The organism is Sulfurimonas sp. ST-25, from assembly GCF_048079205.1.
Taxonomy (GTDB): domain Bacteria; phylum Campylobacterota; class Campylobacteria; order Campylobacterales; family Sulfurimonadaceae; genus Thiomicrolovo; species Thiomicrolovo sulfuroxydans.
The window spans coordinates 2,243,689-2,265,244 of record NZ_CP182225.1; the positions used below are offsets into that span (position 1 = coordinate 2,243,689).

General features: G+C 59.2%; 17 protein-coding genes. 6 read left to right on the top strand and 11 right to left on the bottom strand.

Translation table 11 applies throughout. The features are described from left to right. Nucleotide 1: 1 nt before the first annotated feature. The 3 genes from ACM66T_RS11605 to waaF are packed head-to-tail and all read left to right on the top strand — an operon-like array spanning nt 2 to nt 4,144. A complete protein-coding gene (locus tag ACM66T_RS11605) occupies nt 2-1,888 on the top strand; it encodes an LTA synthase family protein (protein ID WP_231019172.1) in 1,887 nt (628 codons plus the stop codon). 25 nt (nt 1,889-1,913) lie between these two features. Then, on the top strand, nt 1,914-3,176 hold the full coding sequence (locus ACM66T_RS11610) for a glycosyl hydrolase (protein WP_231019173.1): 1,263 nt from the start codon (nt 1,914-1,916) through the stop codon (nt 3,174-3,176). Then, entirely contained in the window at nt 3,173-4,144 is a 972-nt protein-coding gene (gene waaF, locus ACM66T_RS11615; protein WP_231019174.1) for a lipopolysaccharide heptosyltransferase II, read from the top strand. Before ACM66T_RS11610 ends, waaF begins: the two co-directional genes overlap by 4 nt. 178 nt (nt 4,145-4,322) lie before the next feature. Here the strand turns inward: waaF and ACM66T_RS11620 are convergent, their stop codons facing one another. Genes ACM66T_RS11620 through rfaD form a run of 3 tightly spaced genes read right to left on the bottom strand, consistent with a single transcriptional unit; the run spans nt 4,323 to nt 7,359 of the window. After that, entirely contained in the window at nt 4,323-4,925 is a 603-nt protein-coding gene (locus ACM66T_RS11620; protein WP_231019175.1) for a YfaZ family outer membrane protein, read from the bottom strand. Continuing rightward, on the bottom strand, nt 4,919-6,355 hold the full coding sequence (gene rfaE1, locus ACM66T_RS11625; protein ID WP_231019176.1) for a D-glycero-beta-D-manno-heptose-7-phosphate kinase: 1,437 nt from the start codon (nt 6,353-6,355) through the stop codon (nt 4,919-4,921). Before rfaE1 ends, ACM66T_RS11620 begins: the two co-directional genes overlap by 7 nt. Further along, entirely contained in the window at nt 6,352-7,359 is a 1,008-nt protein-coding gene (gene rfaD / locus ACM66T_RS11630) for an ADP-glyceromanno-heptose 6-epimerase (protein ID WP_231019177.1), read from the bottom strand. The genes rfaE1 and rfaD overlap by 4 nt, the downstream gene beginning before the upstream one ends. Before the next feature lie 180 nt (nt 7,360-7,539). On the opposite strand from rfaD, the gene ACM66T_RS11635 reads away from it, so the two are divergent. After that, the gene (locus ACM66T_RS11635) at nt 7,540-7,836 is read left to right on the top strand and encodes a c-type cytochrome (protein WP_231019178.1); all 297 of its coding nucleotides are present in this window, start codon (nt 7,540-7,542) and stop codon (nt 7,834-7,836) included. A 160-nt stretch (nt 7,837-7,996) separates the two neighbouring features. On the opposite strand, the gene mqnP is transcribed toward ACM66T_RS11635, so the two are convergent. Both mqnP and ACM66T_RS11645 read right to left on the bottom strand, forming a co-directional pair. Continuing rightward, nucleotides 7,997-8,857 (bottom strand): menaquinone biosynthesis prenyltransferase MqnP, encoded by an 861-nt coding sequence (mqnP, locus tag ACM66T_RS11640; protein WP_231019179.1) that lies wholly within the window; start codon nt 8,855-8,857, stop codon nt 7,997-7,999. Nucleotides 8,858-8,861: 4 nt separating this feature from the next. Further along, on the bottom strand, nt 8,862-9,734 hold the full coding sequence (locus ACM66T_RS11645) for an alpha/beta hydrolase (RefSeq protein WP_231019180.1): 873 nt from the start codon (nt 9,732-9,734) through the stop codon (nt 8,862-8,864). Nucleotides 9,735-9,796: 62 nt separating this feature from the next. Here ACM66T_RS11645 and miaA point away from each other — a divergent pair, with 62 nt between their 5' ends. Continuing rightward, nucleotides 9,797-10,693: a tRNA (adenosine(37)-N6)-dimethylallyltransferase MiaA gene (gene miaA / locus ACM66T_RS11650; RefSeq protein ID WP_231019181.1), complete on the top strand. Its 897-nt coding sequence runs from the start codon at nt 9,797-9,799 to the stop codon at nt 10,691-10,693. A gap of 87 nt (nt 10,694-10,780) precedes the next feature. Beyond that, nucleotides 10,781-11,965: a diguanylate cyclase gene (locus ACM66T_RS11655; RefSeq protein ID WP_231019182.1), complete on the top strand. Its 1,185-nt coding sequence runs from the start codon at nt 10,781-10,783 to the stop codon at nt 11,963-11,965. On the opposite strand, the gene ACM66T_RS11660 is transcribed toward ACM66T_RS11655, so the two are convergent. The 6 genes from ACM66T_RS11660 to nuoL form a co-directional block, all read right to left on the bottom strand. Beyond that, a complete protein-coding gene (locus ACM66T_RS11660; protein WP_231019184.1) occupies nt 11,949-12,500 on the bottom strand; it encodes a DedA family protein in 552 nt (183 codons plus the stop codon). The genes ACM66T_RS11655 and ACM66T_RS11660 overlap by 17 nt on opposite strands. 9 nt (nt 12,501-12,509) lie before the next feature. After that, complete coding sequence (locus ACM66T_RS11665) at nt 12,510-13,760, bottom strand: MgtC/SapB family protein (RefSeq protein ID WP_231019185.1); 1,251 nt, start codon at nt 13,758-13,760, stop codon at nt 12,510-12,512. A gap of 62 nt (nt 13,761-13,822) precedes the next feature. Next, on the bottom strand, nt 13,823-16,399 hold the full coding sequence (locus ACM66T_RS11670) for an HAD-IC family P-type ATPase (RefSeq protein ID WP_416768578.1): 2,577 nt from the start codon (nt 16,397-16,399) through the stop codon (nt 13,823-13,825). A gap of 161 nt (nt 16,400-16,560) precedes the next feature. Then, nucleotides 16,561-18,069: an NADH-quinone oxidoreductase subunit NuoN gene (gene nuoN, locus ACM66T_RS11675; RefSeq protein ID WP_231019187.1), complete on the bottom strand. Its 1,509-nt coding sequence runs from the start codon at nt 18,067-18,069 to the stop codon at nt 16,561-16,563. Next, nucleotides 18,069-19,643: an NADH-quinone oxidoreductase subunit M gene (locus ACM66T_RS11680; protein ID WP_416768579.1), complete on the bottom strand. Its 1,575-nt coding sequence runs from the start codon at nt 19,641-19,643 to the stop codon at nt 18,069-18,071. Before ACM66T_RS11680 ends, nuoN begins: the two co-directional genes overlap by 1 nt. A gap of 3 nt (nt 19,644-19,646) precedes the next feature. Further along, nucleotides 19,647-21,551, bottom strand: coding sequence for an NADH-quinone oxidoreductase subunit L (gene nuoL, locus ACM66T_RS11685; RefSeq protein WP_416768580.1), 1,905 nt, complete (start codon nt 21,549-21,551; stop codon nt 19,647-19,649). Nucleotides 21,552-21,556: the final 5 nt, after the last annotated feature.

Here is a 21,556-nt window from a genome sequence, read left to right on the forward strand (position 1 = left end):
CATGATTTTTTTGCGCAACTACTTTACGCTGTTTGCACTCGCCTATCTGCTGCTGGCGGCGACCAAACTGCTTTTTCTCGCCTTCTACGCCGATCGTTTCGGCGGCTACCCCTTTGCATCCCTGCTGCACGCCCTTGTATGGGGGTACCGTTTCGATTTCGCCGCCGCCGCCATCGTCACGCTGTTTGCGACGCTGGGGCAGTTTAATGCCCGGCTTCTGCACATCGGTGCCGCGCTGCTTCTCGGTTCGCTCGTCATGCTGCAACTCTCCGACATTCTCTACTTCGAAGATGCCTCCCACCATATCGCCTACGAGATCACCGATGTTTTCAACGATGCCGGCGGGCTTTTTATGACGGCGCTCGGGCAGAACACCCTCTTCACCCTCACCGCACTGACCGCCGTGCCGCTGATGGTATGGGGCTTCTACCGTTTTGGCCGCGCCCGGCTGCACCCGGTTCCCCTCGACCGCTACTACCTTCCGAAAACCCTGCTGCTGTTGGGCCTTTCCGTCTTCTTCATCCGCGGGATGTTCGCGCACATCCCCCTGACCCCCTGGCAATCAAGCCAGATCGGAGACGCCCGCCTGGCGCAGCTGGCACTTAACGGGAGCTACAGCGCCCTCTTCTCCCTCGTCGACACGGAAGGGCGTCTCCTGCCCCGACGCGTCGCCAAGCTTTCGCCGCGGGAAGTCAAACGGGGGTTTGCCGAAATCTATAACGACGGCAGCACCGCGAACGGCATGGACGCCGCGCCGAACGTCATCTTCTTCTTCCTAGAAGGGTGGAGCGGCGTCAATATGCAGCCCTACGGGCATGCGCTCCAGACGACACCCTTTTTCGACAGTATCCTTCCCCGTTCGCTCCGTCCGAAAGCCGCGATTGCCGGCGGTCACCGGACGACGGAAGGGATGTTCACCACCCTCGTCTCCTATCAGAACCCCCTTGCCAGGAGTGTCGCGAAAACCCAGCTGCAGAACTTCCGCTACCGTTCGGTCATCGACCTCTTCAATGCCCGCGGATACCGCAGTATCTTCTTCCAAGGGACAGCCAAGGAGACCAGCGGCACGGGCGCGCTGGCACAAAAACTGGGTTTTCGAGAAAGCTACGGCAAAGAGGACGTGACCGAACGCCGATTCGGAAGCAACTTCTGGGGCGTCTACGACCAGGACCTCTACGCCTTTACCCTGCAGAAACTCGGGGAGAGTTCTTCGCCTTTCGTGCTCGGTATCAACGGTGCCACGACCCATGACGACAAGCTCCCGGAGGGGGTCGGGAAAACCCGTTTCGCCGATGATGAAAAACAGAACAACCGCCTGAATGCGCTGCATTTTGCGGACGCGGCCCTGGGAGAGTTCGTCGCGGCGGTGCAGGTACGCTACCCGAACACGCTCTTTGTCTTTTTCGCCGACCACTGCGGCGGAGGCGTCGACGGCACCTTTGAGAACTTTATGATCCCCCTTGCCTTCTACGGTGCCAGCATTGCACCGCACTACCTCGACCATTATGTGTCGCAGCGTGACATCGCCCCGACCGTCGTCGACATCGTCTTCGGGGATTACAAAAAACTGATGCCGGATTTCAGCGGAAAATCGCTTGTCAGCGATCACCATTTCGTCGCCGATTATTACCGCAACGGCATCTTGGGGTGGGTCGAGGGGATGCAAGCCGTCGAGTACCTTGCTGACACGGGAGAAGTCACCTGCTATGACGTCTCCCGATACAGGGCAAAACCCGCAGCGTGCGAGCGCAATTCCGAAGACTATACCCTGCGCGCCGCCGCCTTTACCGACGTCTCCCAGCGACTGCTGTTTGCCGGGGAAACAGGCCGTTTCCATACCTACCGCGCAACCCGGCCGGCGTACGCCTCTCTGGCGGGCAGACGCTGACACCCGCTTCGCTATAATACGTCCCATGAAACCGCCGTACGCATGGGATTTCCACTCCGATCAGCCTTATCAGCTCAAAGACCGCGCCCTCAAACACAGGCTGCGCAAAGCGCAACGTGCCTCCCTCGTCAAAACGGCGCTCTCGGGCCTGCTATGGCTGCCGCTGGCCCTCCTGGCCATGCCCTTCCTGCGCCGCCACCCTATTGACGCCCCCCGCTTTGCCGGGCTGGTCGTCGACCCTTTGCGCGCGCCGGACGCCACGTTGAAAGCGGTCGCTTCGCTCGGTGTCGAGGAGCTGTTGATCCGGGTCAAACTCTGGGAGCGCAGCGAACTGGACAGTATCGTCTCTTTCGTCAGGCAGCTTGAGGGGAAACAGCTCTTTTTCGTCCTGATGCAGGACCGCGAACACATTGAGGACGCCGCACTGCGAAAAGAGACGCTCGAACAGACCTTTACCGCCCTTTCCCCCTTCGGGAACCGCTTTCAGATCGGGACCACCCTCAACCGTGCCAAATGGGGGTTTGCCAGTGTCAACGAATACCTGGATTTTTTCAAAACGGCGCAGCATCTCCGTGACGATGCTTTCCCGGAGCTGCAACTTATCGGCCCGGGCGTCATTGATTTTGAATACCACTTCGCCGCCCACGCCCTTTTCAACCTCCGCGGTGTTCGCTTCGATGCCGTCAATGCCCTGCTCTACGTCGACCGCCGCGGGGCGCCGGAAAACACCCAGGCCGGGTGCGACCTCCCCTGCAAGATCAACTTTCTCTCCTCCCTGGTGATGCTCTCCCCCCGTGCAAAGCGTCCCCTTTACCTCACGGAGGCGAACTGGCCGCTGACGGGGACGGCCCCTTATGCACCGACCAGCGAAAAGGAGTGCGTCGACGAGGAGACCTACGCTTCGTACATGGTGCGCTACTACCTGCTCGCCCTGGCCACGCAGCAGGTCGCGACCGTCTACTGGCACCAGCTCGCCGCCCCGGGCTACGGTCTCGTCGATACGCGGGAAGGCTGGCGGGAACGCCCGGCATTTCACGCCTTCAAAACCATGACTTCCCTGTTGAAAGAGGCGCGGCACATCGCCCTTCAGCAGCGCCGCGAACGGTTCGAAATGGTGCTGCAGCGCCCCGAAGGCCTGCTGCGCATCTTCTGGACGAACGGGACCGAGTATACCCAGCACTTTGCCGAGCCCCGCCACTTTATCGGCCGTGACGGCAACCCCTTTACGACGGATGCCCTCACGGTCGCCGGCGCCCCGGTCTATCTGATTGAAAAGGACGAAGCGTGAAACTGCTGATCATCCTGCCCAACTGGCTCGGCGACGCGCTCATGGCCACGGCCGCCATCGAGTCACTCTGCGAATGCTACCCCCAGGCGCGGCTGACCCTGGTCGGCTCCTATGTCGCTATCGAAGCGCTCAAACACCACCCGATGTGTGTCAATGCCTACGTTGACGAGACAAAGAAGGGCGGGAACCGCCTTGCCAACACCTACCGCTTCGCCAAAACGATCGGCCGCCATGACGCCGCCGTCAGCTTCCGCAACCAGCTGCACGCCTCGCTACTGCTGCGCTGGACGGGGACCCCCAGAAGCGTCGCCCGTGCGAGCTGGCATGCGCGGCTGCTGCTCAGCGACGCCGTCGCCCTTTCGCGCGAGGAGCATCTGACGGCGCAGTACCAGCGGCTGGCCGACCGCCTCTGCGGCACCGAAACCGTGCCGGGGCCGCTGCGCCTCTTCATCCCGCCCCACACCTTTGAACGGCCGACGCTCGGCATCAACCCGGGGGCGACCTACGGTTCGGCCAAGCGGTGGTACCCCGAAAAGTTCGCCGCCGTCGCCGCCCACTTCGCCGACCGCTACGACATCGTCATCTTCGGCGGTCCCGGCGAAACGGCCATGGCGGAGGCGATTGAAAAGGATCTGCAGGCACGGGGGGTGGGGAACTACCGCAACCTTGCCGGAAAAACGACCATCACCGAACTCTGCGCCGCTGTCGGGGGACTTTCGCTCTTTGTCACCAACGACAGCGGTCCGATGCACGTCGCGGCCGCCTACCGCGTCCCCACCGTCGCGATCTTCGGCCCGACGCGCCACAAAGAGACCTGCCAGTGGGGCAACCCCAAAAGCGCCATCGTCCGCCACGACATGGAGTGCGCCCCCTGCATGAAACGCGAATGTCCCCTTAAACACCATGAATGTATGAAATCGATTGAAGCGTATGAAGTCATTGAGGCAGCAGAAAAACTTATTGTCTGATTCTGCCTTGTCAAAGGCTAGCTTCAGTGCCACAGCGGCCAGCGTAGCTTATGGGACTTTGTTCCATGAGCGTGTTCATCAATGGTGACACCATGAATGTATGAAATCGATTGAAGCGTATGAAGTCATTGAGGCGGCGGAGCGTCTGATCGTCCAGCCCCGCCGAGAAAGAAAGTGTTTAAAAGCGGAACTTGACGCCGACGTACCACGCCTCGTTGAAGGTGAAGTCCCCGCCGGGGAGATCGAAATCCGTATCGATTTTCCGGTAGCCCGCCGTCACCGCGGCGCGGTCGATGATCCGGATATCGAGGGAGAGGTCGTATTCGAGGTAGTTCTTCGCATCCTGCCACGCCAGCACCTCCGGTGCGTAATAGAGCGCCCCGCCCACGATAAAGGGAACCGGCAGGTTCAGCGGCAGCTCGTAACGCGCAAAAACACCGATCGGCAGGGCGTCAAAATCGTACCCTTCGATCGAGGTATAGACGAATTTCACCCCGAGCCCGAGGGTCAGGGCATCGGTGCCCGAGAGACGCTGCGCTACGGCAAAGTGCGCATCGAAGAGATCGTGGTCCTTGTCGCGGAGTTCGTCGCTGTGATGATAGGAGCCGCGGAGGTAACGGGCCCCGAGAAAGACCGTCTCCGGATCGACGGCATCGTTGAACTGTCCCATGTCAAAGTCGAGCTTCGCATTGAGATCGTAGTTGTTCAGGTTCAGTTCCGCTTCGTGCATCGCGAACAGCGAGCAGCCGAGCGCCAGCGTGGTTACCAAAGTTTTCAGCATGTTGTTCCCTCCTGGATTCTTGCTATGGTCTTCGTCGTACTTTTGCCTTCAACGAAATCGACGAGTTTCAGCTCGCCTGCAAATTCGGTTCCGACGACGGCTTTACCCTCATAGTCCCCCCCCTTGACGAGGACGTCGGGGCGGAGCATCTTGATCAGCTCGTAAGGCGTGTCGTCGCCGAATTTGACGACATAGTCCACCGACTCGAGGGCGGCGAGGATATAGGCGCGGTCGTCTTCGCTATTGACCGGGCGTGAGGGGCCCTTGAGCGCACGGACGGAGGCGTCGGCATTGAGCCCGACGATCAGGATGTCGCCGAAGCTCTTGGCGACCTGAAGGTACTTGACGTGGCCGACGTGCAGAATGTCGAAACAGCCATTGGTAAAGACGATGCGTTTGCCACCGGCCCGGCAGCGGTTGACGATCCGGTCGATCTCCTCGAAGCTCTTGATGTGCGCATCGGAACTGCTCTGGTGCAGCATCGCCTCGTACTCTTCGATCTCATCCAGGGTTACCGTCGCCGAACCGATCTTGCCGACGACGACCCCGGCAGCGAGGTTCGCGAAACGGGCCGCGTCGTCGATGCTGAGCCCCGAGCTCAGCGCAAACGCGATGGAGGCGATCACCGTATCGCCCGCCCCCGTCACGTCGTAAACCTCCTGGGCTACGGTCGGGAAACGCTTGAGCTTTTCGTCGAAGATCGCGATCCCGTCTTCGGAGAGAGTGATCATGGAACGGTCGAGGCCGCACTCGCTTTTCAGCCACAGCAGCGCCGCCTTGAGACTTTCGTCGTCTTTGATCTCGATGCCGGTCGCCTCGATCGCCTCTTTTTTGTTGGGGGTGAGCAGGTGCGCGCCGCGATACTTCGTGTAGTCGCGCCCTTTCGGATCGACGAGCACCTTCTTGCCCCCCGCGCGTGCGCGGGTGATGACCCCCTGTGCCAAGGTCGGGGTGAGCACCCCTTTGCCGTAATCGGAGAGAATAATGATGTCGTAGAGGAAAAGGTCCTTCTCGACTGCGGCGAGGATCTTCGCCTCGGAGCCCTCCGTAATGGCGTCCTTGGACTCTTTGTCGTAGCGCAGGATCTGCTGGTTCGCGGCGATGACGCGGCTCTTTTTGCTCGTCTTGCGGCCCGGCTGCGTCACCAGTCCCTCCGTCTTCACCCCGATGCTTTTGAGCATCAGCGTCAGCTCCTTGCCGTTGGCGTCGTCCCCGATAGCCGAAGCGACGCTGACGGAGGCGCCCAGGGCGATCAGGTTGTTGATGACGTTGCCCGCCCCGCCCAGTACCGTCGTCTCGTTAGCGACGTCGACGACCTGCACCGGCGCCTCGGGGGAGATGCGTTCCGCCCGGCCCCAGAGGTAGTGGTCGATCATCAGATCGCCGACGACGAGGATATTGGGACGGCTGTTACGCAGCAACTGGATCATTTGACCTCTTCTTCAAAGAGGCGCTTGATCTCGGGAATGTAGGCTTTGATCCCGTCTTCGAGCTCATAGCGCGGCTTGTAACCCAGCCCCCGCATCGTGCTGCCGATGTCCGCCTCGGTGTGGAACTGGTAGCGTCCGACAAAGGGGTTCGGGATGTACTCGCACGGCAGCGCTGTCCCCAGCTCTTTTTGGAGCGTGTCGACGATGGACTGGAAGGAGCGCGCCTTCCCGGTCCCGACGTTGTAGATGCCGTTCTCTTTGGGGTGCATCGCCAGGACGTTCGCCTGGATGATATCCTCGATGTAGATGAAGTCGCGCACGATCTTGTCCGAGCCTTCGAAGAGGCGCGGGTTTTTGCCCGAGAGGAGCTGGTGGCCGAACTGTACGACCATCGAGGCGGTCTTGTTCTTGAAGAACTCCCGCGGGCCGTAGACATTGAAATAGCGCAGGCCGACGATGCCGATCTTCTCGCGTTTCATGTAATCGCGGCTGAGATGGTCCATCATCAGCTTGGAGAAGCCGTAGACGTTCTGCGGCGCCTCGACCCCGACGCGCTGCGGCGAAGGGGCGTCACCGTAGGTCGCGCCTGAAGAGGCGTAGATCATATTGGCCCCCTGGCGCACCGCCATGTCAAGGAGGTCTTTATAGGCGTTAAGGTTGGTGCGGATCATTAGGTCCTGCTCCAGCGCCGTCGTGTCGGAGATCGCCGCTTCGTGGAAGATGTAGTCGAAATCGTAATCTCCCTCCAGCTTGGCCAGCAGCGCCTTGTCGTTGATGTCGCCGCTGATCACCTCGCCGCGGAAGCCGATCAGGTTCTTGAAGTGACCGAAGCTTTTAAGGTTGCCGTTGCTGAGCGTCTCACCGCTGCGGAAGCTGTCGAGGACGACGACATGGGCATCGGGGTGATTCTCCTGAAAATAGAAAGCCAGGTTCGCGCCGATAAAGCCCGCGCCTCCCGTGATCAAAATCGTCTTGTCTTTCAGGTCGTCATCAATATAGCGCATCGTTTTCCCCATGTTAAAAATAATGGGGATTTTACCATTTTGAACGTAACAACCCTCTAAGAGCCTGTTTATTCAACAGAAGTGAACATCTCGTTAAGCGAAACTAATAGGAATGATTAACAATGTTTAAGAGTCAAATCTGTATAATGAACCCCGAAATTTTCACTTGGAGACCTAAAAATGAAAAAAATCGCTCTGACTCTGCTTGTTGCTAGCGTATCTCTTATGGCGGCTGACGGTGCTGCTCTGTACAAAAAATGTGCTGCATGCCACGGTGCAAACGGCGAGAAAAAAGCCCTCGGCAAATCTCAAGTCATCAAAGGCTGGGATGCTGCTACGACTGAAGAAGCGCTCAACGGTTACAAAGCCGGTACACGCAACATCCACGGTATGGGTGCACTGATGAAAGGTCAGGTTGCTCCGTACTCTGAAGCAGACATCAAAGCTGTTGCAGCTTACATCGCTGGCCTGAAGTAATTCCGGCCCCGTTCCGCATCCCTGCGGGACACCTCTTTTCTAGACGCAATTTTCCACCCTACCCCGCTTTAACAAAACGTTCAACCGCATCCATACGGACATCAGCTATATTCTCACCGGACTGACAGCGATTACCCCTAGCAGTTTCAGCCTCAACGGCCTAGCGCATCCACTGGTCCAGAATGATCAGCACCAGGAAAACGATCCCGAGGTAGCCGTTGACGGTAAAGAAGGCGCGATCGATCTTCGTAAAGTCCTTGCGGACAAGGTAGTGTTCATACCCCAGCATCAGCGTACTTGCTGCCACAGCCATCCAGGCAAAAAAGCCCAGCTCCGCCGCCCAGACGAACATCCACCAGAACAGCACCGTATTGAGGTGAAAGAGGGTCGAGATGAAGAGGGTCGCTTTCGGGCCGTAGACGGAAGGCACGGAGTGCAACCCGTGAAGCTTGTCGAATTCGATATCCTGCAGCGAATAGAGCAGATCAAAGCCGGCGACCCAGAAAAGGACGCCAAGGGAGAGCAGCACCGACCACTGCGGCACACTTTCGCTCACCGCAACCACCCCGGCCAGGGGCGCAAGTCCCAGGGAAATGCCCAGCACGACATGGGCCAGCTCGCTGAAACGCTTGAAATACGAATAGCTTCCCAGTACCGCCAGGACGGGAATCGCCAGCATAAAGGCCAGGTCGTTGATCAGGTAGGCGACAATGATAAAGACGAGGGCGTTGACAACGGAAAAAAGCAGGATCGTCGTGCTGTCAAGACGGCCGTCGGCATTGGGGCGCTCCTGGGTCCTCGGATTCAGCGCGTCGATATCGCGGTCGGCATAGCGGTTGACCCCCATGGCGAAGTTGCGCGCCGATATCGCCGCAAGGATCCCCAGCAGCAGCAGCGAAAATCCGAACCATCCCCCGGCGGCGACGATCATCGCGATAAAGATGAACGGAAGAGAGAAGATGGAGTGCTGGAACATCACCAGCTCATTGAAATCATGCAGTTTGGCGACGATGCGTTTCACCCGGCTACTCACTTTTTTGTTTAATTGTATCAAAAATCAGCATAGCCGAGGCATCCTGGTCAAAGAGAGGCCTGCGCAGAAACGACAAAAAGCGCTGCCGGACCCGGGGATGGGCGAAGGCGTTGATATGCCCGGCATCCGTCACGAGCCAGAAGGCGCGCGGCCGCGCCGACGCATCAAAGAGCTGCCAGCTGTGGTTGGGGGAGATGATGCCGTCTTTGGAGCCGGCAAGGTAGAGCTTCGGCACCGCCAGCGACGGGGCGATCCCGATGGGATCAAAGCGGTCCGTCAGGGCCAGCGTCGCGCTCCACTGCACCGGCCACCCCACGACGGAGCGGTCAAGTGCCTCCCTGCCCGCCTGGGGCAGCGAAGCGAAGGTACTGTCGAAGACGGCCAGCGCAATCCGCTCCGTCCCCCGCCGCGCCAGGGCATTAAACAGCAGCGCACCCCCCAGCGACTGCCCGATGACGGTCACCTTTCCCCCGCGCCGGGCCAGCACGTATCCCAGGGCGGCTTCGGTGTCCTCCACCGCCCCCTCCAGCCCCGGGGTGCCCTCCGAGGTGCCGTACCCCCGGTAATCGAAGATAAATACCTCGTACCCCGCCCGTACCAGCCAGTCAAACCCGGTAAAGTGCGCCGAGATGTTCTGCGCGTTTCCGTGCACAATGATCACCGTTCCCAGCCGTGCGGATGGCGGTTCGAGCCACCAGCCCGACAGCCGCGTACCGTCTTTCGAATCGAAGTGCGCTTCCCGGTAACTGAGGTTGAGATCCGAGGGCGTCGTGTAGAGCCGCGAATCGGGCTGGAACACCATCGCTTCGCACCCCCATAACGCCAACAGCGTCACGATCGCAACCGCATAGCCCGCCAGTTTCATCCTGCTTCTCCTTGTACCCGTTGCACACAACTTTAACAGCGATTGTAGCGTATACTGTCGTCATGAAAACGATCGCCCTCATCGGACCCACGGCCTCGGGCAAGAGCGACCTCGCCCTGCAAGCCGCCGCCGTCACGGGTGCACGTATCCTCTCCCTTGATTCCCTCAGCATCTACAAAGGGATCGACATCGCCTCCGCCAAGCCCACCATTGAAGAGCGCGGGGAGATCATCCACTACGGCATCGACGTCCTGACGCCGGACCGGCCCTTCGACGTCACGACCTTCGTCGACCTCTACCGGCAATCCCGCCGCGACTGCGAAGCCGCCGGTGTGCCGCTGATCATCGTCGGCGGCACCTCCTTTTATCTCAAGGTGCTTTTCGAAGGGATCTCCGAAACCCCCGTCACCGATGAAATAACGCGGCAAAAGGTCGCGGCAATGCTGCAGGACCAGGCGAAGGCGTACGCCCTTCTTCAGAGCGTCGACCCCGCTTATATGGCCGGGATCGACGCCAACGACCGCTACCGCACCGAAAAGATGCTGACGATCTACCTGCAGACGGGCACTGCCCCCTCGGCATGGTTTGCGGCCCACCCCCCCGAACCGATCCTGACCGATGTCCCCCTCTTCGCAATCGACGTCCCCCGCGACCTGCTGCGCGAGCGTATCACCCTGCGCACCCACAAGATGATCGCCTCCGGGCTCATCGATGAAGTCGCCCGTCTCGAGCAGCAGTACGGGCGTGTACCCAACCCCATGAAGGCGATCGGCATCATCGAAGTGCTGGCGTTCCTTGACGGGAAAGTCTCCAAAGAGGAGATGACACAACAGATCATTACCCACACGGCGCAGCTTGCCAAACGGCAACAAACCTTTAACCGCAACCAGTTTGCCTCACAAACCCTGCTGCCCTACGAAGCACTGCTGGAGCCCATAATTTCCGCTCTTTCCGATTAACTTTTACGCCCATTTCACCTTAATTCCCTCCGTGTTATAATAGATAAATATACACTTAATAATATCGATCAATCAGGGAGTGCAATAATGAAAGGTAAAATCGCCTTACTCGCAGGCGGCTGGATATTAGTTGTCCTTTTCTCATGGACATGGGAGTTTTACCATAACAAAAACCTTGAGGAGGACGCCATGCTCAAAAGCGGGCGGGCCTTCTTCCAGCAGATTGTACTGACCCGCGAGTGGAATGCACGCCACGGCGGGGTCTACGTATTCGCCGACGAATCAACACCGCCTAACCCCCACCTCAAGAATGTGCGGCGGGACATCCCTCTGCCGGATGGGCAGCTGCTGACCCTCGTCAACCCAGCCTATATGACCCGCCAGCTCTCCGAACTGGCGGAAAAGTACGACGGCCTGCAGATCCATATCACCAGCCTACGTCCGATCCGTCCCGAGAATGCACCGAAAGCCTGGGAGCGCACGGTACTTGAATCCTTTTACCACGGTGCAAAGGAGTACGGCGCCTTTTTCGACGGCGGGTACCGTTACATGGCACCGCTCTATACGGAGAAAAGCTGCCTGAAATGTCACGCCTCCCAAGGCTACAAGGTCGGTGATATCCGCGGTGCTGTCAGCGTCACCATCCCCCATATTACCGCCCCGCAGCTTCCGCTGGGCGGAGGCCATCTTCTCATCGCCCTAAGCGGGTTAGGGATTATCCTGCTGGTCGGCTGGCGCCTGCGACGCGCCTACCAGACCGTCAAAGAACAGAGTATGATCGATCCGCTCACCGGCATCGCCAACCGCCGCCACTTCATGAAGCGTCTGAAAGAGGAGTACCAACGCTCACTGCGCGAACAGCATCCTGTCGCGCTGATCATGGCGGATATCGACTCGTTCAAAGCCTACAACGACACCTACGGCCATATCGAGGGGGACCAGTGCCTACTGAGCGTGGCCCATACAATGCAAGAGGCCCTCAAACGCCCCGGCGACTGCATCGCCAGATACGGGGGCGAAGAGTTCATCATCATGCTTCCCAATACCCCTCTTGCCAACGCCGCGCATTTTGCGGAGGAGCTGCGCCGTCATATCGAAGCGCTGAAAATTCGCCATGAAAGCTCCGCCGGCGGAGACGTCGTGACCGCCAGTTTCGGGATCGCCGAAACAGAACCCGGCGACCCCGACTATGAAGCCGTTATCCGGCGGGCCGACGCCGCGCTATACGCGGCAAAAGCGGCGGGACGGAACCGCGTCAACGCTGTCGTCTGACGCTGCGCCATCCCCAGACCGCCATCGCGGCGAGGGCGATCCCAAGGGCACCGTAAAGGGCATAACGGTGCGCCTCGGCGAAAAAGAGCGTCATGGTGTGCCCCAGCAGGTAACCCGCCAGCGCAACAGCAACGGCCCAGAGCACCGCACCGGCGGCATTGAGCAGCATAAACTTCCCCGGGGCGATCCCGCTTGCTCCGAGCAGAAAGGGGGTGACCGTCCGTAAGCCGTAGAGGAAACGGAAGCCGACGATCAGCGCGTTCTGTCGGCGATGCAGCAGCGCGCGTATCCGTTCGGACTTTTCCTTCCAGCGCGGGCGTTTCTCCAGCAGTGCCGTCCCCCGGCTGCGCCCGATGAAAAAGTAGAGCTGGTCCCCGACAAAACTGCCGGCAAACGCCGAAGCGATCACCCAAGGAAGTTCCAGGTAGCCTGCGTGGGCAAGGTAGCCGCCGATCACAAGGACCGTCTCCCCTTCCAGGAAGGTGCCCGCGGCGATCATTGCATAGCCGTACGTCATCACCAGCGCTTCAAGCATGACCTTCTCCTAGATAATAAACGCCACGCCCACGGTCGACATCCCGAGCAGCAGCAGCCACAGCGCGGCAATCCGGCCAGCGGCAAAACCTCCGAACCAGACGGCATAGATCGCTTTGAGCAGATTGTTGCTGCCTGCGGCGATCATCACCGATGAGACGATCACCGGCGTTTTCAGCGCCTCATGGCCTGTCAGCAGTGACAGGACAAAAGGGTCGATGTCGGTAAAGCCGACAGCAAAGGAGAGCAGTTGCAGCCCGCCCGTGCCGAAATGGGCCGTCACGAGCTGCGTCGCCGCCATCATTACGACAAACAGGGCGGCAAAGAGGAATGCGGTCCCCAGCTCCAGCGGGTTTCTGTCAACACTCCCTTCCACGGGCACCGTCTCCCTGCTTTGCCGCAGGGCATAAGGTGCGGCAATCGCAAAGGCCGCCAGGGCGAAGAGCATAAAAGGGAGCAGAAGCGCCCGCGCCACCTCCGGGGTGAAAATCAGGGCGATCACGATCAGGCGCAGGTACATCATGGCTGAGGCGGCGACGATGGCCCCCGTCATCAGGCGCCGGTTCCCGATCTCGGCGGCCTTGCGCGAGAGCACGACCGTTGTCGCCGTACTGGAGTAGAGCCCGCCGATCAACCCGGCGATCAGATACCCTCGCTGGCGAAAGATGTATTTTTGGGCCAGGTAGCCGCCATACGAGATCGATGATACGATCACGACCGCGCTCCAGAGCTCGAAAGGCGACAAGGGCAGGAACGTCCCGATGCGCTGATGCGGCAGCAGTGGCAAAATGACGGCCGAGAGTAGTACCATTTTGCCGACGGTCTCCAGCTCATTGGCATTGAGGCTCTTGGACAACGCCTGCAGGCGCGGTTTGGCGTTGAGCAGAAAGATCATCAGGACGAAAACCAGTGAAGGGAGCCAGATGGCAAAACGTTCCGACAGCGGCCCGAGGGTATAAACAAGCAGCGCCGCGAGGTAGAAGAGAATCGACGGGCGACCTTTGTTGAGCTGCTGGACGTAAAAGAGCGCGAACAGCAGGGTCACCCCTCCCATCGCGGCAAGATAGGGGGCCATACCGAGCAGCCAGCAAAGATAACCGAGGATGCCGAGAAACGTATAGGTCCGTGCCGAGCCGAACGTATGCTCCTGGTCGGTGGGATGGAACCGGAGCCGGTAGGTCTTGATCTCCAGACCGATCAGGAAACTGAACATCGCCGTCAGGGCAAAATCCGCCAGCCGGCTGTCAAAGTACTCTTCCATCTATCGACTCCTCAAAAAGGCATCACCCCACCTCAGCGTCCTGTGTTCCGTCTGTCTGTCCCTCAGATCACTGCGATGCCGAACCGTTTACGATAATAGCGCAAAACCGCCATTTTTACGACATCGTTGAAGATGAACCAGATGAAAGCGTATGCCCCGACGGCGGCGGCGGCCCCCCAACCGATCGGTACCATCACGCCGAATCCGTAAACGCCGACGACGGTCCCGGCGGCGGCGCTGAGCAGCGAGGCCGACAGCAGCGGTGCCGAGGGGAAAGGACGGCGGAAAAACCACTCATCGATACGCGTATTGAAAATCGTGCCGTGCCCGGCGATGATGAGCTTGACGAAAAAGAGCGACTGCACGAAATCGAGCGGCAGATGCATCAGCGACATCGTGATCCAGAAAAGGGTGAACGAGGAGAGCACCCCGGCGATCCCCAGCCAGCTCGCCAGGACGAACACCTCCCGCATATCCCACCGTACCGGTCTCTGCCTTACTTTGGTATTGTCGTAGGCGATGGTCATGATCGGGATGTCGTTGAGCAGCGCCAGGATGATGATCATCAGCGCCGTCACGGGGTAGAAGTCGTAGAGTACGATGGCCAGCGTCATGAAGATGATGACGCGGATTGTCTCGGCGATGCGGAAGATCGTATAGCTCTTCATCCGTTCGAAGATCTGCCGCGCCTCTTTGATGGCGTCGACGATCACGTGCAGGCCCGGCGCCGTCAGCACGATATCGGCCGCGGCGCGCGCCGCATCCGTCGCCCCGTCGACCGCGATACCGCAGTCCGCCTTTTTCAGTGCCGGAGCGTCGTTGACCCCGTCGCCGGTCATGCCCACGATATGGTCTGCCTTCTGCAGTTCGTCGACGATGAAATACTTATCCTCCGGGTAGACCTGGGCAAACCCGTGCGCCGCCTCGATCAGGGCGATGATCTCCGATTCGTGCTTCTTCACCGCCCCCTTCGGTATCGGCATGTTGTAAAGCTCGCGCTGTACCTTCTGCAGGATCTCCCTCACTTTCGCATCCACTTCGGCTGTAGCGGCATGCGGCATCACCGCCTCGGTGATGGCCGAGGTCAATACCTTCGAGAGGTAGAGGTACTCCTCGATGGATTCCCCCTTCAACGCCCGGACGTCCTCGATCTGTTCCCCGATGGTCAGCAGCCGGGCGATATAGGTCGCAACGGCGATATTGTCCCCCGTCACCATCTTGACGTCGATCCCGTTCGCCTCCGCCTCCGTCACGGCCAGCTTGGAGTCGCTCCTCGGCGGATCGAAAAAGGGAAGCAGGCCCACGAAGTGATAGACATCCTCTTCGCATTTGCGGAAAGCGACCCCCAGGGTGCGGAACCCCTTTTCCGCAAACAGCCTCACCCCCTCGTACGCCCGCTCGCGGTCAAATTCGTGCGCGTCACTCTGTTCAATGATGATCTGCGGCGCCCCCTTGGTGACGATCAGTTCGCACTCCCCGCCCTCGTAGATCCCCTCGGTACGTTTGTGGACGGGATCGAACGGGAGAAATTTCTTCAGTTCCCATGGCGTCAGCCGCTCCCGCAGCCCCCGGGTGTCGATCATGTCAAAAATCGGGCGTTCGATCGGGTCGCCGTTCTCCTCCCTGCTTGCCAAAGCGGCGTAGACATACAGTGCCTCTTCGTCGAAACCGTCGGCAATGTAGGGGTCGGCCAGGCTCATGCGGTTCTGCGTCAGCGTCCCCGTCTTGTCCGAGCAGAGCACATCCATGCCGGCCAGCTCCTCGATCGCCGCAAGCCTGCTGACGATGGCCTCCTTCAACGCCAGGACATGTGCCCCGATAGCCATCGTCACGGTGAGGACCGCGGGCATGGCCACGGGGATGGCCGATATCGTCAGCACCAGTGAAAAGATCAGCAGCTCGACCGTCGGTTCGTTGTTCTGCACCCCGTGGTAGACGATGACGGCAATCATCGCCAGTGTCAGTAGAATGAGGAAGTTCCCGACCCGCACGACCATTTTCTGAAAGTGGCTCCGCCCTTCGCGTTCCGCCTTGGCAACGAGCCCGACTGTTTTTCCGAAATAGGTGTGCGATCCGGTGCCCGTGACATGGGCGATCAGCTCCCCCTGGCGGATGATCGCGTTGGCGTAGAGGTCGTCACCGACCTCTTTTTCAACGGGGAGGGACTCCCCCGTCAATGCGGACTGGTCGACCTGGATATAGTCGCTTCCGCTGAGCAGTTTGGCGTCGGCGGGGATGATATCGCCGATCTTGATCTTGATGATGTCGTCGGGGACGAGCGCTGAGGCATCGATCGTTTTCCATGCCGCGTCCCGCAGGACCAGCGCTTTTCGGGCCAGCTTCTTTTTGAGCACCTCGATCGCGTTCAGCGCTTTCGACTCCTGGTAGAAGTCGACCGCCGCATTGACGATCAGCATGACCATAATGATGGTGAACTCTTCCCAGCGCCGCACGCTCAGCGCCAGAACGGCGGCGGTCTCGATCATCCAGGGAATAGGGCCCCAAAAGCGTTTGAAAAGACGGGCCGCCCAGGAGGCCTGCTTCTCCTCGATCGTATTGGGTCCGAACTGCGCAAGACGGGCTTCGGCCTCTTCGCTGCTCAGACCGCGCTGTAGTGAGTCGGGCGTCTCCGTATCCATCGTAGCTCCTTCTCAGGAATTCCGGTTGCCCCAAGCATGCCCATCGCATATTCAGAGCCTCATGGCATCATTGTAGCACTTTAATAAAATCGGTAGTAAACGGAAACAGAACGGCGAAGCGCCGACAAAGAAGAAAAGGCGACGGCTACGCCGCCCCGGGGTCAGTACCCGGAGTTGTAGACGAGGGTCGCGATAAATTCGATGAGCGGGTTGACCGCGATGACGGCGAAGATCGTCACGAAGGCTGCCACCCCAATGATCGTCTTGAGCGAGAGCGAGGCGTTCATCATGTAGTACTCGTGTACGCCATGGATGACCGGCTCTTTCATGAACATATAGATGATCAGTTTAAGGTAGTAGTACCCGGCAATGGCGGAGTTGAGCGCCATGATAAGCGCCAGGACCGTATAGCCGCCAGTGACCGCGGAGCTGATCATGTAGAGTTTACCCCAGAAGAGGCCGAACGGCGGGATCCCCGCCAGCGAGAGCATGAACAGACCCATCAGGACCGCCGCAAAAGGCATAATCTTGACCATACCGGCGAACTTCTCGTACGGATGATCCGAGCTCTGGCCCGGCAGCAGGTGCTTCTGGCGGTTGACCCACAGCATCGTAAAGGCACCGAGGTTCGTGAAGCTGAAGAGCACCCAGTAGAGGAAGAGCGCCGTATTCGCCTGTGTCGTACCGATCAGGATCGCCGCGAGGACGAAACCGGCGTGGGAGATGGAGCTGTAGGCCAGCATCCGTTTGACGTCGGTCTGGACCAGCGCCCAGATGTTCGCCGCGGTCATCGTCACGACGACGCCGCCGTAGAGGATCACCTGAAGCCAGACGACTTCGCTGTGGACCATGAACTCGAACAGACGCATGACGACAACGAAGCCCGCGATCTTCGGTACGATGGACATATAGCCCGCCAGTGCCGCGCTGGAACCCTCATAAACGTCCGGTGTCCACGTATGGAACGGTACCAGGGAGACCTTGAAGCCCAGCGCCGCCAGCATGAAGACGGTACCGACAAGGGCGTAACCGATGTTGGCGAAGCTGTCCGCCGCCATCACTTCGGCGATCGTATGGATCTCGACCGAGCCGCTGATCGCGTAGAAGATCATCGCACCGAAGGCGTAGAAGCCGGCGGCGAGCGCACCCATTGTAAAGTACTTGACCGCCGCTTCAAAGGACTTGGAACGGTTATGCAGGGCGATCAGCGTATAGAGCGCCAGCGACGCCGTCTCGAGGCCGACGAAGACGAGGATCAGGTTGTCCGTCGCGACCATGAACTGGAAGCCCGCGATCATGAACAGGAACAGCGAGAAGTACTCCGGGTAGTTGTACTCGTGGAAACGCTTCGACGTCAGGGCCAGCGGAATAAAGAGCATCGACGCACCGACGATGATGAGCTGCGACAGGATGGAGATCCCGTCCATCAGCATCACGTTGAAGAAACCGAGCATCGTCCCGTTTTCCGTGAAGATACCGGCGAAATCGACGAGGGAGCCGAAGTCGAGCAGCAGGAACAGCAAGGAGACCATAACGTAGAAGGACTTGTGCAGCCCGCTCTTTGCCAGGTCGACAACCAGAATAGAGAGCGCGCCCGTGATCGCGATGAGCATCGGGGCGAGGGTGGCGAGGTTCAGCTCACCGAAAGATACATTGACAGCTTCCAACATTATTCTGCCTCCCTTTCAACGTCCACTTCGACTTCCGTGACGGAAGCCATAGCGATTTTTGTTTCGGCCGGGTTCGGGATCGCTGCTTTTGCCTCCGGCGTGATCGCCTTCTCGTGCATCAGCTGAACGATGGATTCGACCGAGTTATTGATCGGCGTCAGGACCGGTTTCGGGTAGACACCGAGCCAGACCGCGATAATGGCCAGCGGGATCAGAGCGACCAGCTCTTTCTTGTTGACGTCCTTGAGGGTCTTGTTCTCCTCTTTGGTCACGTCGCCGAAGAACGCCTTCTTATAGGCGGAAAGCATGTAGATCGCGCCGACGATGATCGCCGTACCGGCGAGCAGCGTCATCATATGCGACTGGGAGTAGAAGCCGAGCAGGCTCAGGAACTCCCCGACGAAGTTAATCGTGAGCGGCAGGCCGACGGAGGCCATCATCATGATCCCGAAGATCGTCGCGTAGCGCGGCATCACCTGCGCCAGACCGCCGAACTCGCTCATCAGCTTCGTATGGCGGCGGTCGTAGATGACGCCGACCAAAAGGAAGAGCGCGCCGGAGACGACCCCGTGCCCGATCATCAGGAAGACCGAACCGCTGATCCCCTCGACGTTCATTGCGAAGGTACCGAGGATGATGACACCCATGTGGGAGATGGAGCTATATGCAACGACCTGTTTGATGTCCTCTTGCGCATAGGCGACCATCGCCGTGTAGATGATCATGATGATCGCGATGACCGCGACCGGGACCATAAAGAAGACGGAAGCGTCCGGGAACATCGGCAGGGAGAAACGTACGAACGCATAGGTCCCCATTTTCAGCAGGATCGCCGCCAGGATGACCGAACCGATCGTCGGCGCCTGCCCGTGGGCGTACGGCAGCCATGTATGGAACGGGAACATCGGGACTTTGATCGCAAAACCGATGAAGAAGGCTACAAAGAGCCAAAGCTGCAGGTTTTCCGGCAGGACCAGGCGGTACCACTCGAGGATAGAGAAGCTCCACTGCCCTGTCGCCTGGAAGTAGAAGTAGGCCATGAAAAGCATACCGACGAGCATGACAAGCGACCCTGTAAAGGTGTACAGGAAGAACTTGATCGACGCGTAGATGCGCAGCGGCCCGCCCCAGGCACCGATGATATAGAGCATCGGGACCAGAGAGAGTTCCCAGAAAACATAGAAGACAATCGCATCAAGGGCCGCGAAAACACCGACCATCGTCATCTGCAGGAACAGCAGGGTGATGATCATGTCCTTGACACGGCGGGTCTCCGTCAGTGACGCAATGCCGATCAGGGTAAAGAAAGCCGCCAGGATGATAATGAACAGCGAGATCCCGTCAACCCCCAGGAGGTAGTTGATGCCGAACGCCGGGACGAGAGCGAACTGTTCCATGAACTGCATACCCGAAACACTCGGGTCGTAGGCGTACCACAGTACCAGGGAGAGCACGAACTCGATGGCGCTGACCGTGATCCCGTAGGCGCGGATGCTCTCTTTGGACACGATAAAGCCCAGCATACCGGCCAGTGCCGGGAAGAAAATCAGAATCGAAAGAATATGATCAAACATCGGTTAAGCTCCTAAACCTGGGAATACCATCTGCATCAACGCCAGGATGTCGTAGCGTTTGACGTAGAGGACTGCAAGCACGAGAAGGCCAACGGTACCGATGACCATCCAGCGCAGCATGGATGAGAGGTTCCCGTTTTGCATCGTGTGCGTCCCCTCACCTGTTTTGTAGATCGTCGTCGCAATGAAGTCGACGGTGGCGTCAACGACCTTGAGATCGATCTGTTTCCAGAAGATCTTCGAGAGCTCCGCATACGGCTTGGAGAAGAACTCATCGTAGAACTTCGGAATGTAGTACTGGTTGAACAGCATCTTGTAAACCGCCGTCTGCTGCAGTTTCGGGTTAAGCAGACCGTTGCGGTAGAGCAGGATCGCGACGACGATACCGCCGATGGCCATCAGCGACGTGACGGCAATCAGCATCATCTCGACGTGGTGCGTATGGAACGTGAACGTCGGCAGCAGCTCCGTCACAAAGTGGACGAACTGATGCTCGAACCAGCCTGCAATGACGGCCAGGACCGCCAGCGGCGCCATCGCCCAGAGCATGAACTTGTACGCTTCATGCGGATGGAAGCCGTGCTCTTTGTAACGCTCTTCGCCGGAGAAGAACGTCAGCATGATCAGACGGAAGGAGTAGAACGCCGTCAGACCCGCCGTGATCCAGAGCACCGCCCAGATGACATAGTGCTCGCTGCTGAAGGCGACTTCGAGGATCTTGTCCTTGGAGAAGAAGCCCGCCAGCGGCCAGATACCGGCCAGGGCGACGGAAGCGAGGATCATCAGGATCGCCGTCCACTTCATCACTTTGTAGAGCCCGCCCATCTTGAACGGGTCGAGTTCGTCGCTCATCGCGTGCATGACGTTACCCGCACCGAGGAAGAGGAGCGCTTTGAAAAAGGCGTGCGCCATCAGGTGGAACAGTGCCACCCAGTAGGCACCCAGGCCCGCCGCGACGAACATGTAGCCCAGCTGCGACAGCGTTGAATAGGCGATGATGCGCTTGATGTCGCGGTTGACCAGTGCCATCGTTGCCGCGAACATCGCGACGAAGGCGCCAAGACCGGCGATGAAGTAGCCGACGTCCGGGATCAGGCTGTAGAGCGGATTGGCACGGACGACGAGGTAGACCCCCGCCGTAACCATCGTCGCCGCGTGAATGAGCGCGGAGACCGGCGTCGGACCTTCCATCGCGTCCGCAAGCCAGGTGTGCAGCGGGAACTGCGCCGATTTACCCATTGCACCGACGAAGAGGAAGATCCCCATCATCGTGACGACGGCGGTGTCGAGGTTCGGCACCGCGGCAAAGACGGCGTCATACTGCAGGCTGCCTGTGTGCCAGTAGAGCAGGAAGATACCGATGAGCATCCCGAGGTCGGCGATACGGTTCATGATGAACGCTTCGTTCGCCGCCCAGGTCGCAGACTCTTTGTGGTACCAGAAGCCGATCAGGGCCCAGGAACAGAGACCGACGCCTTCCCAACCGATAAAGAGACCGGCGAAGTTGTCGCTCATGACAAGGATCATCATGGAGAAAACGAAGGCGGAGAGCCACGCGAAGAAGCGGTTGAACGCCTTGTCGTGGTCCATGTAGCCGATGGCGTAGACGTGAACGACCGTCGAGACCGTCGTAACGACGATCATCATCGTCGCGCTCACCTGGTCGACGACGAAGCCGAACGGGATGTAGAGGCTTCCCGTCTCCATCCAGGTCATCAGTTCCGTATGGATCGGTTCACCGCCCTGGAGCAGGTAAACAAACAGTGTGACGCTGGAGACGAACGATGCAAAAAGCAGCGCCGAGGTGACGACCCCCGTCCAGAGCGTTTTCGGTGACGCACCGAACAGCGCCGCGAAGAGCGAGCCGACAAATGGTGCGAACAGTGCAATATAGAGATACATTTCCATTCTTA